The following is a 14,078-nucleotide window of genomic DNA, read 5'->3' on the forward strand; positions in this document are numbered from 1 at the left end:
TTATTCATAACGCTGTCTGCGGGGGTTATATTGTCAATTATGCAGCGACCTCGCGCAAATCTACTGCAACCACTCTGGAAACACCTTGCTCTACCATCGTTACACCGTAAATGATATCTGTGCTGGCAATTGTGCGTTTATTGTGCGACACGATGATAAACTGCGACTGACCAGAAAACTTACGAATGATATTGTTAAACTTATCGATGTTTGTATCATCGAGCGGTGCATCAACCTCATCGAAAATACAGAAAGGAGCTGGTTTTAGTAAATACAGCGAAAATAAAAGGGCTGTGGCAGTAAGTGTTTTTTCGCCTCCGGATAACTGGTTGATGGAGAGTGGTCTTTTTCCCTTGGGACGTGCGATGATGTCGATATCTGCTTCTAAAGGATTAATGGTATCTGATAGAATCAGGTCGCAGCTATCTTCCTCATTAAATAAAGAGCGGAAAACCACGATAAAGTGTTCACGTGCCTGTGTGAAGGCCTGCATAAACTTATCTTTTGCGGTATCATCTATTTCCTTTATTGTTTGCAGCAGATCTGTTTTGGCGGCATTAAGGTCTTTTTTCTGGTTCTGAATGAACGCATAACGTTCTTCCATTTCTTTGAAAGCCTCCATGGCCATGGAATTTATTGCACCAAATTCATCCAGCTGGCGCTTCATTTTTTCTACCTTTTGCCTGATTTCGAACTCACTTTCCAAGGCTTCAATCTCGGTGTCGCTTTCCAGCAGGTCGTTTATATCAATGTTAAATTCGACAGCTAAGCGCTCTTTCAGGGAGTTTAAATCAATCTTGAGAGTGTTTTTCTTGTCCTTAATTTCCGTTAGGAGAAAATCTGTTTCTTCACGGTTTTTACGAATGTTGGAAAGGCTGGTTTCTACTTCGTTGATATTGCCTTTACTATCAAAATATTCCTTTTCTACATCTGCCAGGCCCTTTTCCATTTCCTCGCGCTGCTGATACATCTCCAGCAGTGTATCATCACTTAAATCAGTGTGTTGCAAGGTTTCAGTAATTTGTGCCAGGGTTTCCTGTAATTCTTTTTCGTTTTGGGCAACCCGCTTATTTAAAGCCTCTTCCTGCACAAAGCGGTAATCAAGATCTTTTTCAAGTCCTGATAATTTATTCTGCTGCTGGTGAAAACGAATATTGTCCTGATTGTATTTTCCTGCACTTTCGTTAACCTGATCGGCAAGTTCCTGATAATTGATTTGCTGTTCCTGCAGGTTTACATGGTATTGTTGCTGTTTTTGTTGCAGCGCTACCAAAGCCGGTAGTTTTTCTGACAGCGATTTTTCGATTGACACAATTTTTTGGGCAATGTCCGTTTTACGGTTTTCGCTGGTTGTGATAAACTCCTGGTATTGATCGCGACGGGTTTGAACGGAAATCTGTTCATTACTCAAGCGGTTCAGCTCTTGCTGAAGGGTGCTGATTTGGTTAACTTTTGAAGCCTCTTTCAGGTTAAAAATGTTTTCGGTTTCAGCTTTTATTGCTGCATTATATTGGTTGATCAGCGATTCTGATGCCTTGATCTCTTTAGCTAAGTTCTCCAGGTTTTTTGCCCGACCGATTCTTTTGCCTTCAAACAGTCCTACAGACCCACCGGCCAATGTAACCCGTGTTTGTGCGTACTTACCGTTCTTTGCTAAGACAGTAATGCTTTCTGTTGGTGTTTCCTTAAATAATTGTTCCTGTTCGTTAACAGCTATATTAACATTTTGGAGCAAGAGGTTACATAGATTTTGGTATTTTTTATCAACTTCTATTACGGATAAAGCAGGGATCAAGCCTTCGCGGTTAGCGGGTGCAGCATTTTTATCCGGAATATTCTCGAGTATAAAAAAGTTAGCGCGACCACGACTGGCGTCGGTAAGTAAATTGATGGCCTGAACGGCATCTGTATATTTCTCAACCACATAATGATTCATCACGGGTTCAAGATAGTTTTCTATAGCGATACGATAATCCTCGTTACAAAACAGGATATCGGAAAGGAGTAAGGCGCTTTTGGCAAATGAATTGTTCTTTTTTAAAAAACGTATCGATTCGGGAAAACCTTCCAGACTATCTACCAGGGATTTTGTGAGGTTGTATTCGTTTTGTTTCGCATCTTTTTTGCGGTTCTCTGAAGTCAGCTTTTCTTTGTCTGAGTTTAAATTAAGCTCTGATTCGGCAAGTTTAATTCTCAATATTTCTTCCGCTTCTTTAAGCTGCCTGATGTTATTTTGCTTCTCGGTAATCTGAATATCCAGTTCGGCCAAAGCATGGTCGAAGGCTTTCAGTTCCAGGGTTTTGGTTTCAGTGTCATCCACATTTCTGTTGGTTTCCTGCACCAGGGCATCCTTTTGAATATTGAGGATATCAATTTCTTTTTGAGCCTGATACACCTGATTTTGTAAATCGCTTACAGATTTAATCAGGTTATCGAGCCTGTTTTTTTCAGTTTGCTGTTGTTCACGGAATGTATCGAGTGATAATTTGAGGACTTTTAAATCAGATTCTACTTTGTTAAACACTTCAGTTTCTGTTAAAACTTCTTCGTTTAAACGCTTAATATTGTATTTAACGTGGTTAACCTGATTTTTATCTTTCTCCAGCTCGCCGGATACCCGGGTTTCCTTTTCCTGTAAAAAGCGCATTTGCTCATTTTTAACCTTTTTCTCACTTTCGTAGGCACGGATTTTAGAAACAAGTTCGTTCGTTGCCTTTTGCTGAATGGATAAGTTTTTCTCCTGATTGATGCTTGCCAGTTTGAGCTTTTGCAACTCCGCTTCCTGAGTATCTATTTTTGTGCTGAGCTCAGCCCTGGAAACCTGCTGGCTTTGTTCCTGGGTTTCGAGTGCATTTAAGTCGGTACGGAAGAAAGCAATCCTGTGAGTGGCCAGCTGCACACTCAGTTCACGGTATTGTTCTTTTAATTTATAGTAACGCTCTGCTTTACGGGCTTGGTTTTCGAGCGTTTTTAAGTTCTTTTCAATTTCGAAAAGCAAATCTTCAACCCGTTCCAGGTCGGCTTCAGTGTCTTTAAGCTTACTAAAAGTCTGTTTCTTACGAAGTTTGTATTTGGAAATGCCCGAGGCTTCTTCAAATAACGAACGGCGGCTATGCTCCTTGTTATTGATGATTTCGTCAACCATTTTAAGCTCAATGATAGAGTAGCTATCCGAACCAATACCAGTATCGAGAAATAAATCTGTAATGTCTTTTAAACGGCACTGAACATCATTTAAGCGGTACTCACTATCGCCATTACGGTAAAGTTTCCGGGTAACGGTAACCTGTGAGTAAGCGGTTGGTAGAATGTTTTTAGTGTTATCAAAGCTTAGCGAAACTTCTGCGAGCTGTGCCTGTTTCCGGTTTTTTGTGCCATTGAAAATGATGTTTTCCATTTTCTCAGAGCGCAATGCTTTGGTACTCTGTTCGCCCAAAACCCAGCGCATGGCATCAATCACATTCGATTTTCCACAACCATTCGGCCCCACAATAGCTGTAACTCCCTCATTAAAATTGATGGTCACTTTGTCGCCAAAGCTCTTAAATCCTTTAATTTCTAACTTAGTGAGTTGCATGGTTTGTAGTGGGGAGATAAATTTAATCTGTGGCCATTTATACTTTATTTCACAATCATCAACTTCGCAAATTTCAATAACAACTGTTTATTTCCTAAGCCCTGGAAAAACACTGTGGCTTTCACGTCAGGTAAATTTCCTTCCAGGCTTACAATTTTACCAAAACCGAACTTTTCGTGTTCCACTTCCATGCCGTTTTGAAATTCATTTGGCTGTGAGGGCGTGAAGCCGGCTGTAGGAATGTGTGCTTTTGCCAGCAAAGATGTTGTTTTAGGACGCGGAGGCGGGGCAGAAGTTGTTCCTGTTGGTTTTGGCTTGCTCATGAAATCACGAGGCTGAGATGTCCAGGTTTTGCGTTCATCGTCAAAATTACCTTCGAGCATATTGCTTTTTGCTGGCTTAACATCTAACTCTAAAAACCGTGGATTGATTTCATTGATGAAACGGCTTGGTTCGCAGTTGGTTAAGGTTCCCCAACGGTAACGTGAAGTTGCATAGGTAATGGTTAACTTAATTTCGGCCCTGGTGATGGCAACATAAAACAAGCGTCGTTCTTCTTCCAGATCGGCGCGAGAGTTTACGGACATTTGAGAAGGGAAGAGGTTTTCTTCCAGGCCGACAATAAATACGTTTTTAAATTCCAAACCCTTTGCAGAGTGAATGGTCATCAATGAAACGGTATCCTTGTTTTTGTCGCCGTCTTTGTCATCGTTGGTTAAAAGGGCCACATCCTGCATAAATACATCCAGACCCTTTTCTTCTATATCCTCGCGTTCGGCAAACTCTTTAATACCGTTTAACAGCTCCTGGATATTTTCATATCTGGCTCTGCCCTCTACACTATCATCAGTGTAGAGCTCTTTTAAAATACCTGCATGCTGGGCAATGAATAATGCTGAATCGTAGGCATCAAGCTTTTTAGCTTCGGCCTGAAAGCTTTGCACCATCATCGAAAAATCATTCAATTGATTTGCCAAACGGCCATCAACGTACATGTGGGCATTAGAAATGACATCCCACATGGTGATGTTGTGCTGATCGGCTGCAACAATAATTTTATCGACAGAGGTGTCTCCGATACCACGTTTAGGATAGTTGATTACGCGTTTTATGGCTTCCTCATCTTTTGGATTAAAGGTCAGGCGGAAGTAGGCAATTAAATCCTTTATCTCTTTACGTTGATAGAAAGAGGTGCCTCCGTATATTTTATATGGAATGTTGAGTTTGCGCAAACCTTCCTCCATCGCCCTGCTTTGGGCATTTGTTCGGTATAGGATGGCAAAATCATTGTACTGGTGACCTTTTAAGCCACGTTCCTGAATAATGGATTCAGCAACCAGTTTACCCTCTTCGTTATCGGTAAATGCGCGGGATACTTTTATTCTGTCGCCTTCAACATTTTCAGAGAACACATTCTTTTCCAGCTGATTTTTGTTATTGGCGATAATGCTACTGGCGGCATCTACAATATTCTGCGTTGAGCGGTAATTTTGCTCAAGCTTATAAACTTTTAAATCAGGGTAATCGCGTTCGAAGTTCAAAATGTTTTGAATATTCGCCCCGCGAAAGGCATAAATACTCTGCGCATCGTCGCCCACAACACAGATGTTCTGGTAGGCTGCGGCGAGTTTTTTTACAATGGTATATTGAGAAAAGTTGGTATCCTGATACTCATCGACCATCAGGTACCTGAACTTCTGCTGATATTTATTTAATACTTCAGGGTGCTCTTTCAGCAGGATATTGGTTTTAAACAGTAAATCGTCGAAATCCATAGCGCCTGCCCTGAAACATCTTTTGGCGTATTGCTCATAAATCTGACCGAGTAAAGGCCTTTTATTCTGGATATCTTCAGCCTGTATCTGATCGTTTGCCTGATACTCGCCCCAGGAAATCAGGTTGTTTTTAGCCGACGAGATTCTTCCATACACAAAATTGGGTGCATACAATTTATCATCCAACTGCATTTCTTTCAATATGGCACGGATAACACTTTTGGTATCGTCAGTATCATAAATGGTGAAGTTACTTGGGTAACCGATTTTCTCCGCTTCAACACGCAGAATCTTGGCAAAAACAGAGTGAAAGGTCCCCATCCATATGTTTTTTGCTTCAGCGCCTACCACTTTACTGATCCGCTCGCGCATATCCTTACTGGCTTTGTTGGTAAACGTTAAAACGAGAATATTAAAGGGATCGGTTCCGGTTTGGATCAGGTGCGCCACACGAAAGGTTATTACACGCGTTTTGCCCGAACCAGCACCTGCAACAATCATTACCGGTCCTTTTGTATTTTCTACTGCTGCTCTTTGTTGTGGATTCAATCCTTCTAAATAGTCCAAATCGGCTTCTGTTTTTTTGAGGTTCAAAAATAAGGATTCCCGGGCTTTTTATTGAATTTGTGGATAAATAGAAGTTAATCATGATTATGCCAAAATTGCATGGATCTTTTTTGGGAATAGAATTTGATATATCCGGGCTATGGAAGAGAAAAAAGTGAATAAAGACATTGAGCTTACTGACATACCTGAAGGGACTGGTACTGATGTTTACGCCAATTTAAAAGAGAAACTGGAAGGTGTTCAACAATTTCCGGGAGTTTACCATTTCAAGTTTATTATTACCGGCGGACTGGATAAAGTAGAAGAGTTGCGTAAAGTTTTACCGGATGATGAATTTATTGAACAGCCATCAAAAACAGGTAAATATGTCTCCATTACAGTAAAGAAGGAAGTTCAAAATGCTGACGAAGTGATCAAAATTTATCGGCAGACAGGCGAAATTAAAGGCATTATGATTCTTTAACCTTAGTGGGTTAAAGTTGCGCTTTTATCTGGCAACGATAAACTTCTTTGCCGTATTGTATTGGCCGGAATCTGAAGTGATTTTGAAGAAGTAAATTCCGGGAACAAATGTGGTAGTGTTAATCTCCAGTGTATGTTTTCCGGTATTCAGGTATTCGTTAACCACCGTTTTTACCAGCCTTCCCAATAAATCGAAAACCTGAATGTTTATTTTATCTGTTTCAGGTAATACAATATCAAGAAAAGTTTGGCTTGAAGCAGGGTTAGGGTAGTTTTGCGAGACAACAAACTTCAGGAATCTATCAAAAATTGCTTTGTTTATGGTGTCGAAGATCACGTAGCTGATTAACCGGTATCCACGTGCATTAGGGTGATAGGGGTCTTGATATAATGAAAAATCCCTTCTGATGGCGGCATTGATGTCGGCCAGGTATATTTTATATTCGGATGCCAATCGTCTGTAAACGGTATTAAGTGCCCTAATTGTGGCATTTGCCCTAACAAGTGTAGGGTTATTTCTATCGTCTACAAATTGCAGCGTACATATTATAGGTACTAATTTCTGTGCTACGCTGGAGTTAAGTAAAGAACGCATATTAGCTTCTGTTTCCGCAACGCTGCCTTTTCCATTAACAATTGCCAGGGCATCATTGATTCCCATATCAATAACGATAAAGCCTGTTCTGTCTTTTATCGCATTGTCAATTCTCAATAAACCCTGTGAGGTTGTTTGTCCGCCGATTCCAAAATTAGTGATGTCAACCACCTTATTCTGGTAGCATTGCAGGAAATTATTTTTAAGTGCATTCTGGAAGCCTAGACCCTGAACGCCTTCAACGGTACTTGCTCCGAAAGTTACGATATTGATACTGTCTTTAGAATAATACTGAGCTGCTTCAGGGCAACTTACATTTGCCGGAGTGGTATTCACCTGAGCAAAACTTTCAGGGCATATGAAACAAAGCAGCATAAAAGAGATTAATATCGCGCTAAATTTCATTTAGAATGTTCTTTCTTACAGGGTTTAAGGATATCCGTTAAAAGCCGCAATTTACATAAAAAATAGTATCATCAGCAATACATTTGCAGGCTTTTTAACAATATTGACATCCTGTTTCTTCAACACTTTACACCAGGGTTTGGTTTGTATTGACTTTAGGGTTTCTACTCTTTTAAAGCGATTCAATTATTACGTTTGTACTTTAAATTGCCATGCATTTACGACCTTTAAACCGTAACACCTATATTTGCCCAAATTCATTTTGTTATGCAAGAGATTAAAAATTATGTAGAAACGCACAAGCAACGCTTTTTAGATGAGTTGTTCGAGCTTTTGCGATTTCCTTCGGTTAGTGCTGACCCTAAATTCAAAGGTGATGTTTTAAAAACCGCTGATTACGTGGCTCAGAAGCTGAAAGATGCGGGTGCAGATAATGTAGAGATTTGCCAGACAGCCGGTTACCCGATTGTTTACGGCGAGAAAATTATAGATAGTGCATTACCAACTGTATTGGTATACGGTCATTATGATGTACAGCCTGCAGACCCGCTTGAGTTGTGGCACACACCGCCTTTTGAACCTACCGTACGCGATGGCAAGATATATGCCCGCGGTGCCTGTGATGATAAAGGACAATTCTATATGCATGTGAAAGCTTTTGAATTGATGAAAGAGACCAATACGCTTGCCTGCAACATCAAATTTATGATCGAAGGCGAGGAGGAGGTAGGATCGGCCAACCTGGGTATCTTTGTGAAAGATAATGCTGAACGTTTGAAAGCAGACGTGGTATTGATTTCGGATACTTCCATGATCAGTATGGAACATCCTTCTATCGAAACCGGTTTGCGTGGACTGGCTTACATGGAGGTAGAAGTTGTTGGTCCTAACCGCGATTTGCACTCAGGTGTTTATGGTGGGGCAGTTGCTAACCCAGCCACTATTTTATGTAAAATGATCGCTTCACTGCATGACGAGAATAATCATATTACAATTCCTGCCTTTTATGACAAAGTTATCGAGCTGACTGATGAGGAGAAAAAAGCTTTAAATTCGGCTCCTTACGATGAAGAAGAATATACAAAAGACCTTGATATAGAAGAAGTTTGGGGTGAAAAAGGGTATTCGACACTGGAACGTACCGGAACACGTCCGACATTGGAGGTAAATGGTATCTGGAGTGGCTATATTGGTGAAGGTGCAAAAACTGTTTTACCAAGTAAGGCAAATGCCAAAATTTCAATGCGTTTAGTACCTGATCAAAGTTCGGAAGAGATTGCAGAAATTTTTACCAAACATTTTGAAAGCATTGCACCAAAAAACGTAAAGGTTAAGGTTACTCCACATCATGGTGGCGAACCGGTGGTAACACCTACCGATAGTGTGGCTTACCGCGCCGCTGAAAAAGCCATTGAAGATAGCTTTGGGAAAAAAGCAATTCCAACACGCGGGGGCGGCAGTATTCCAATTGTTGCATTGTTTGAAGATGTGTTGGGTATTAAATCTGTACTGTTTGGATTTGGCTTAGATAGTGATGCACTGCATTCGCCAAACGAGAAATACGATATCTACAACTATTATAAAGGAATTGAAACTTTGCCTTTATTTCACAAATATTTCGCAGAATTCAGCAAATAGTTCAGATCTGAATGACTTATCCCTGCCTGTTTTAACCGGGCAGGGATTTTTTTATTTTCAATGCTGCATTTGCGCATACGTTTGATTATGCAACCCAGGTTAATATTCAAAGAACAGATGCCTTAAACTGATATAAAGACAATGTAAATTAATGGCGTTGGTTGCCTTGAAGTAGAAGCTGTCTTGTTTTTTTTCGTATTTTTGACACTCAAAAAAAACACAAAGGAGTGACATTAATAAAATCAATTTCAGGAATAAGAGGAACTATTGGCGGCCAGGCCGGAAACGGTTTAACCCCTTTAGATATCGTAAAATTTACTGCTGCATTTGGTAGCTGGGTAGTTCAAAAAACCAATAATAAACGAATTGTGATTGGCCGCGATGCCCGTATTTCTGGTGAAATGGTTAACAACCTGGTCATTGGAACCCTTCAGGGCCTTGGAATTGAAGTAATTGATCTGGGCCTTTCCACCACTCCAACAGTTGAGATCGCTGTTCCCAATGAACATGCAGGCGGGGGAATTATCCTCACTGCAAGCCATAATCCAAAACAATGGAATGCGCTGAAGCTGTTGAATGATAAAGGTGAATTTATCAGCGATGCCGATGGGAAGGATGTTCTGGATATTGCAGAAACCAGCGCTTTTGCTTTTGCAGAAGTAGATCAGTTGGGTAAAGTGATAAAAAATGATACCTATCTTCAAAAACATATTGATCAGGTATTGGCACTGCCATTGGTAGATGTTGAGGCGATTAAAAAAGCAGATTTCAAAATCGTTATTGATTGCGTAAATTCTACCGGAGGTATTTTTATCCCCGCTTTATTAAAAGCACTTGGGGTGACCCGAATTACTGAGCTTTATTGTACACCTGACGGGCATTTTCCACATAACCCGGAGCCACTTCCCGAAAACCTTACCGAGATTTCGAAAGAAGTACAAAAGCAAAATGCCGATCTGGGCATTGTTGTAGATCCTGATGTTGACCGCTTGTGTTTTGTAAATGAAGATGGAAGTATGTTTGGCGAAGAATATACTTTAGTTGCTGTTGCTGATTATGTTCTGAAAAATACACCTGGAAATACAGTTTCCAATCTTTCCTCAACCCGGGCATTGCGCGATGTGACCGAGCAGGCAGGTGCTGACTACAACGCATCGGCTGTTGGCGAGGTAAATGTGGTGAATAAGATCAAAGAAACCAATGCAGTTATCGGAGGTGAAGGGAATGGAGGAATTATCTACCCTGAATCGCATTATGGAAGAGATGCATTGGTTGGGATAGCATTGTTTTTGACTCATCTGGCCAAGTTTGGCAAGTCCATTTCAGTGTTAAGGGGCAGTTATCCTCAATACTATATTTCTAAAAACAAAATTACCCTTACGCCAGAGATGGATATTGACAACTTGCTTAAGCAGGTTGAAGAGAAATATAAAAAGCAGCCATACAGTACCATCGATGGATTAAAAATTGAGTTTGATAAAACATGGGTACATTTACGTCGTTCTAATACTGAGCCAATCATCCGGATTTACAGTGAAGCTGAAAATGAAACGGTTGCTGAAAGCCTGGCGAATAAGATCATTTCAGACATCAAAGAAATCCTTAAATTAAACTAATACATGAAAAAAGTTTATTTAGATAATGCCGCCACTACACCTTTGGATAAAGCTGTAATTGCTGAAATGACTAATGTGATGGAAAACTACTTTGGAAATCCATCAGCAATCCATGCGTTGGGAAGAGAAGTAAGGACGCTGGTAGAGAAGGCGCGTAAAACTGTTTCCGGACTACTTGGTGCGTCTCCATCAGAGATATTTTTTACTTCGGGTGGCACAGAGGCAGATAACACGGCTATACGCTGTGGGATTTCGGCATACGGTATCAAACATGCCATCACTTCTAAAATTGAACACCATGCGGTGGAGCACACTTTAAATATGATGCTTAAAAACGGTGAAATAGATAAACTCAGTTTTGTTAATATTGATACAAAAGGAAATATTGACTATGCCCATCTGGAAGAGTTACTCCAAAATAATGAGCGGTCATTTGTTTCTTTAATGCATGCCAATAATGAGTTAGGTACACTTACAGATATGATCAGAGTAGGGAATATCTGTGAGAAATATGACGCGATTTATCATGCCGACACTGTTCAGACAATGGGTCACTATGTGCACAATGTACGTGAACTGAAGGCCCACTTCATTGTGTGCGCAGCACATAAGTTACATGGACCCAAGGGTGTAGGTTTCTTATATGTAAATAGTAATATCAAGATACCGCCAATGATTTACGGCGGTGCACAGGAGCGTAATATGCGTGGTGGCACTGAGAATGTATATGGGATAGTTGGGCTGGCTAAAGCACTGGAAATCGCATATGCAGAGATGGCAGAACATCAGGCTCATATTCAGGGCTTGAAGGATTATTTAAGAGAACAGCTTATTTCCGAAATTCCGGGTATTGCTTTTAATGGTGAAACCGATGCTGATAAAAGCTTATACACCGTTTTAAATGTATCCTTTCCTGAAATGGACATGGCGGATATGTTACTGTTCAATCTCGATATAAACGGAATATGTGCCTCTGGCGGAAGTGCCTGCTCTTCGGGGTCTAACATTGGTTCGCATGTTTTGACAGGTATAAATGCAGATCCTAACCGTCCATCGGTACGGTTTTCTTTCAGCAAATTTACCACCAGAGAAGAATTGGACTACGTGGTAGAAAAAGTTAAAATGGTAGTAAAGCAAAATGCTTTGGCTTAAAACACAGGTAACCAAATAGGAAAAGTCCCGGAGCAATCCGGGACTTTTTTGTTTCCATGCCGGAATTACTGTGATCACTCATCACACCAGGTGAAATATTTGTTTATTTAATTTTAAAACCTTAAATTTAGTATAGTATTAGATAAGAGCAGTTTGAGCAGAAGCGTAGTGAAAATTTGAGCTGCCAATGTATTTCCTCCATATCACCTTATAGATATCTCATGAGTGTAAGGTTCAGCATCTTTTTAGAATTGTAACCTATTCAAAAAATAATAATGCTATGGAAACTAACCAGATTAACCCAGCCGGGGAGCAACACTCGTCGAACTTAAAATTAAGTGATGAAAGAAAACACATTTACAAATTAATCCTTGCCCCATTTTCATTTGAATCGTCAAATCATTTTACCAAAGTTCACAAAAGAAAATTCCTTTCATTTGGATCTATTCATGTATTCAGATAAAAGCAGCAGTCGTAAAGGCATTCTCTTTACGAGTATGTGAAAACAAAATTATTTCCTGCTTGTTCTTTTAGTACATCAAAATAGAAAATACCATGGGAACGAATAAAGAAAAAGGAAAAGTTATTGAGAATGACTTACTGGATAAAAAAGTTGAAGATGTAAGGGAACATGATTCGCTGGATAATAACAAGTCATCAAAGCAGTCGACAAATTTGTTTGACAAAGACAAAGGCAGAAAAAATAATGCTTTTGGTCCCGGACATGAACCAGGAACTACGCCAGGATCAGGAATCTAATGTGTGCCAGTAATTAAGGGCAATATGATTGAACTTAAGCCACGGCAATTGTCGTGGCTTTTTTATTTTGGTTATCGCTGCATCTATCCAAATCTATTTTCAATTTATAAACATTCTATATTTAAAATAATTCTAAACTAGGTATATGAATCTGGTACAGGTAAATCCATATCTGTTATATTTGCGTTACACCTAATCCAATTCAGATATGGATGATTTCTTAGCTGCCCGTTCGCAAATGGCCTTATCCTTAGGCTTTCACATCGTTTTTTCTTGTATCGGTATGGTTATGCCATTCTTTATGGCTCTATCTCACTACAAGTGGCTCAAAACAAATGATGAAGTTTATAAAAACCTGACAAAGGCCTGGAGTAAAGGCGTGGCGATTTTTTTTGCTACAGGAGCGGTATCGGGTACCATGTTATCTTTTGAGCTTGGCTTACTCTGGCCTAAATTTATGGAACATGCAGGTCCGATTTTTGGCATGCCATTTTCTTTGGAAGGTACGGCATTCTTTATTGAGGCCATTGCTTTAGGCTTTTTTCTTTACGGCTGGAATAAATTAAATAAGTGGTTTCATTGGTTTACGGGTATGGTGGTTGGTGTAAGCGGACTGGCTTCTGGAATTCTGGTTGTTGCTGCGAATGCCTGGATGAACAGCCCGGCTGGCTTTGATTTTGTTGGAGGAAAATACCTGAACATCGATCCTATCCAGGCAATGTTCAACAAAGCATGGTTTTCACAGGCCTTGCACATGTGTCTTGCAGCTTTTACAGCTACGGGATTTGCCGTAGCGGGGGTACATGCCTTAATGATACTCAGGAACCGAAACAAGTTATTTCATTTAAAGGCTTTCAAAATCGCGGCAACCTTTGCATGCATTGGTGCATTGCTCCAACCGCTGAGCGGAGACTTGTCTGCAAAAGACGTTGCCAAAAGGCAACCTGCAAAACTGGCAGCGATGGAAGCACTTTATCACACGGAGAAGCCCGCACCTTTATTAATAGGGGGGATTGTGAATGAGGAAGATAGAACAGTAAAAGGAGCAATCAAAATTCCAGGAGCATTGAGTTTTCTTGCGCACGGTGATTTCAAGGCCGAGGTTAAAGGTCTGGATCAGACTCCTAAGAATGAGCAGCCCCCTGTTGCGATAACCCATTATGCTTTTCAGATTATGGTAGGCCTGGGTACTTTTATGATGCTGATATCAGTACTCTATTTTTTTAATTTATTCAGAAAGAAATCTTTTGCAGATAAGCCCTGGCTGTTAAAACTTTTTGTGTTTGCCATTCCATTGGGCTACATTGCATTAGAAGCGGGTTGGGTAGTTACGGAAGTAGGCAGACAGCCATGGATCATCTACGGAATCATGAGGACCAAAGATGCAGTTACCCCAATGCCTGGAATTGCTTATTCATTTTACATTTTCTCTGCCATCTATTTCTCTTTGAGTATTGTGGTTACCTTTTTGCTTTACAGGCAAATTAAAATGGTGCCAGTTGTATATGATCAACCTGTTGAAGTAAAATAAT

At 40.3% G+C, this 14,078-nt stretch carries 9 protein-coding genes; 6 read left to right on the plus strand and 3 right to left on the minus strand.

Translation table 11 applies throughout. The features are described from left to right. Nucleotides 1–37: 37 nt before the first annotated feature. Together smc and AC570I_RS13660 are read right to left on the minus strand one after the other, a co-directional pair. Nucleotides 38–3,577, minus strand: coding sequence for a chromosome segregation protein SMC (gene smc, locus AC570I_RS13655; protein WP_497405865.1), 3,540 nt, complete (start codon nucleotides 3,575–3,577; stop codon nucleotides 38–40). A gap of 44 nt (nucleotides 3,578–3,621) precedes the next feature. Continuing rightward, on the minus strand, nucleotides 3,622–5,919 hold the full coding sequence (locus AC570I_RS13660) for an ATP-dependent helicase (protein ID WP_497405866.1): 2,298 nt from the start codon (nucleotides 5,917–5,919) through the stop codon (nucleotides 3,622–3,624). Between the two features lie 139 nt (nucleotides 5,920–6,058). On the opposite strand from AC570I_RS13660, the gene AC570I_RS13665 reads away from it, so the two are divergent. After that, entirely contained in the window at nucleotides 6,059–6,382 is a 324-nt protein-coding gene (locus AC570I_RS13665; protein ID WP_497405867.1) for a DUF493 domain-containing protein, read from the plus strand. 24 nt (nucleotides 6,383–6,406) lie between these two features. On the opposite strand, the gene AC570I_RS13670 is transcribed toward AC570I_RS13665, so the two are convergent. Next, complete coding sequence (locus tag AC570I_RS13670; RefSeq protein WP_497405868.1) at nucleotides 6,407–7,381, minus strand: SGNH/GDSL hydrolase family protein; 975 nt, start codon at nucleotides 7,379–7,381, stop codon at nucleotides 6,407–6,409. A 267-nt stretch (nucleotides 7,382–7,648) separates the two neighbouring features. On the opposite strand from AC570I_RS13670, the gene AC570I_RS13675 reads away from it, so the two are divergent. From AC570I_RS13675 to AC570I_RS13695, 5 genes are all read left to right on the plus strand, one after another. After that, nucleotides 7,649–9,019: a dipeptidase gene (locus AC570I_RS13675; RefSeq protein ID WP_497405869.1), complete on the plus strand. Its 1,371-nt coding sequence runs from the start codon at nucleotides 7,649–7,651 to the stop codon at nucleotides 9,017–9,019. Nucleotides 9,020–9,246: 227 nt separating this feature from the next. Further along, nucleotides 9,247–10,635 carry a phosphoglucosamine mutase gene (gene glmM, locus AC570I_RS13680; protein WP_497405870.1) on the plus strand — a complete coding sequence of 463 codons (1,389 nt, stop codon included), beginning with the start codon at nucleotides 9,247–9,249 and terminating at the stop codon, nucleotides 10,633–10,635. A 3-nt stretch (nucleotides 10,636–10,638) separates the two neighbouring features. Then, nucleotides 10,639–11,787: a cysteine desulfurase family protein gene (locus AC570I_RS13685; RefSeq protein WP_497405871.1), complete on the plus strand. Its 1,149-nt coding sequence runs from the start codon at nucleotides 10,639–10,641 to the stop codon at nucleotides 11,785–11,787. A gap of 555 nt (nucleotides 11,788–12,342) precedes the next feature. Continuing rightward, nucleotides 12,343–12,546, plus strand: coding sequence for a hypothetical protein (locus tag AC570I_RS13690; RefSeq protein ID WP_047799358.1), 204 nt, complete (start codon nucleotides 12,343–12,345; stop codon nucleotides 12,544–12,546). Between the two features lie 208 nt (nucleotides 12,547–12,754). Beyond that, entirely contained in the window at nucleotides 12,755–14,077 is a 1,323-nt protein-coding gene (locus tag AC570I_RS13695) for a cytochrome ubiquinol oxidase subunit I (RefSeq protein ID WP_497405872.1), read from the plus strand. Nucleotide 14,078 lies beyond the last annotated feature (1 nt).

Source organism: Pedobacter sp. A2324 (genome assembly GCF_059693705.1).

Excerpts from the sequence above, each read along its gene's own strand:
- AC570I_RS13675 (WP_497405869.1), top strand. The coding sequence starts at position 7,649 with ATGCAAGAGATTAAAAATTATGTAGAAACGCACAAGCAACGCTTTTTA.
- AC570I_RS13685 (WP_497405871.1), top strand. The coding sequence starts at position 10,639 with ATGAAAAAAGTTTATTTAGATAATGCCGCCACTACACCTTTGGATAAA.
- AC570I_RS13670 (WP_497405868.1), bottom strand. The coding sequence starts at position 7,381 with ATGAAATTTAGCGCGATATTAATCTCTTTTATGCTGCTTTGTTTCATA.
- smc (WP_497405865.1), bottom strand. The coding sequence starts at position 3,577 with ATGCAACTCACTAAGTTAGAAATTAAAGGATTTAAGAGCTTTGGCGAC.
- AC570I_RS13690 (WP_047799358.1), top strand. The coding sequence starts at position 12,343 with ATGGGAACGAATAAAGAAAAAGGAAAAGTTATTGAGAATGACTTACTG.
- AC570I_RS13665 (WP_497405867.1), top strand. The coding sequence starts at position 6,059 with ATGGAAGAGAAAAAAGTGAATAAAGACATTGAGCTTACTGACATACCT.
- AC570I_RS13695 (WP_497405872.1), top strand. The coding sequence starts at position 12,755 with ATGGATGATTTCTTAGCTGCCCGTTCGCAAATGGCCTTATCCTTAGGC.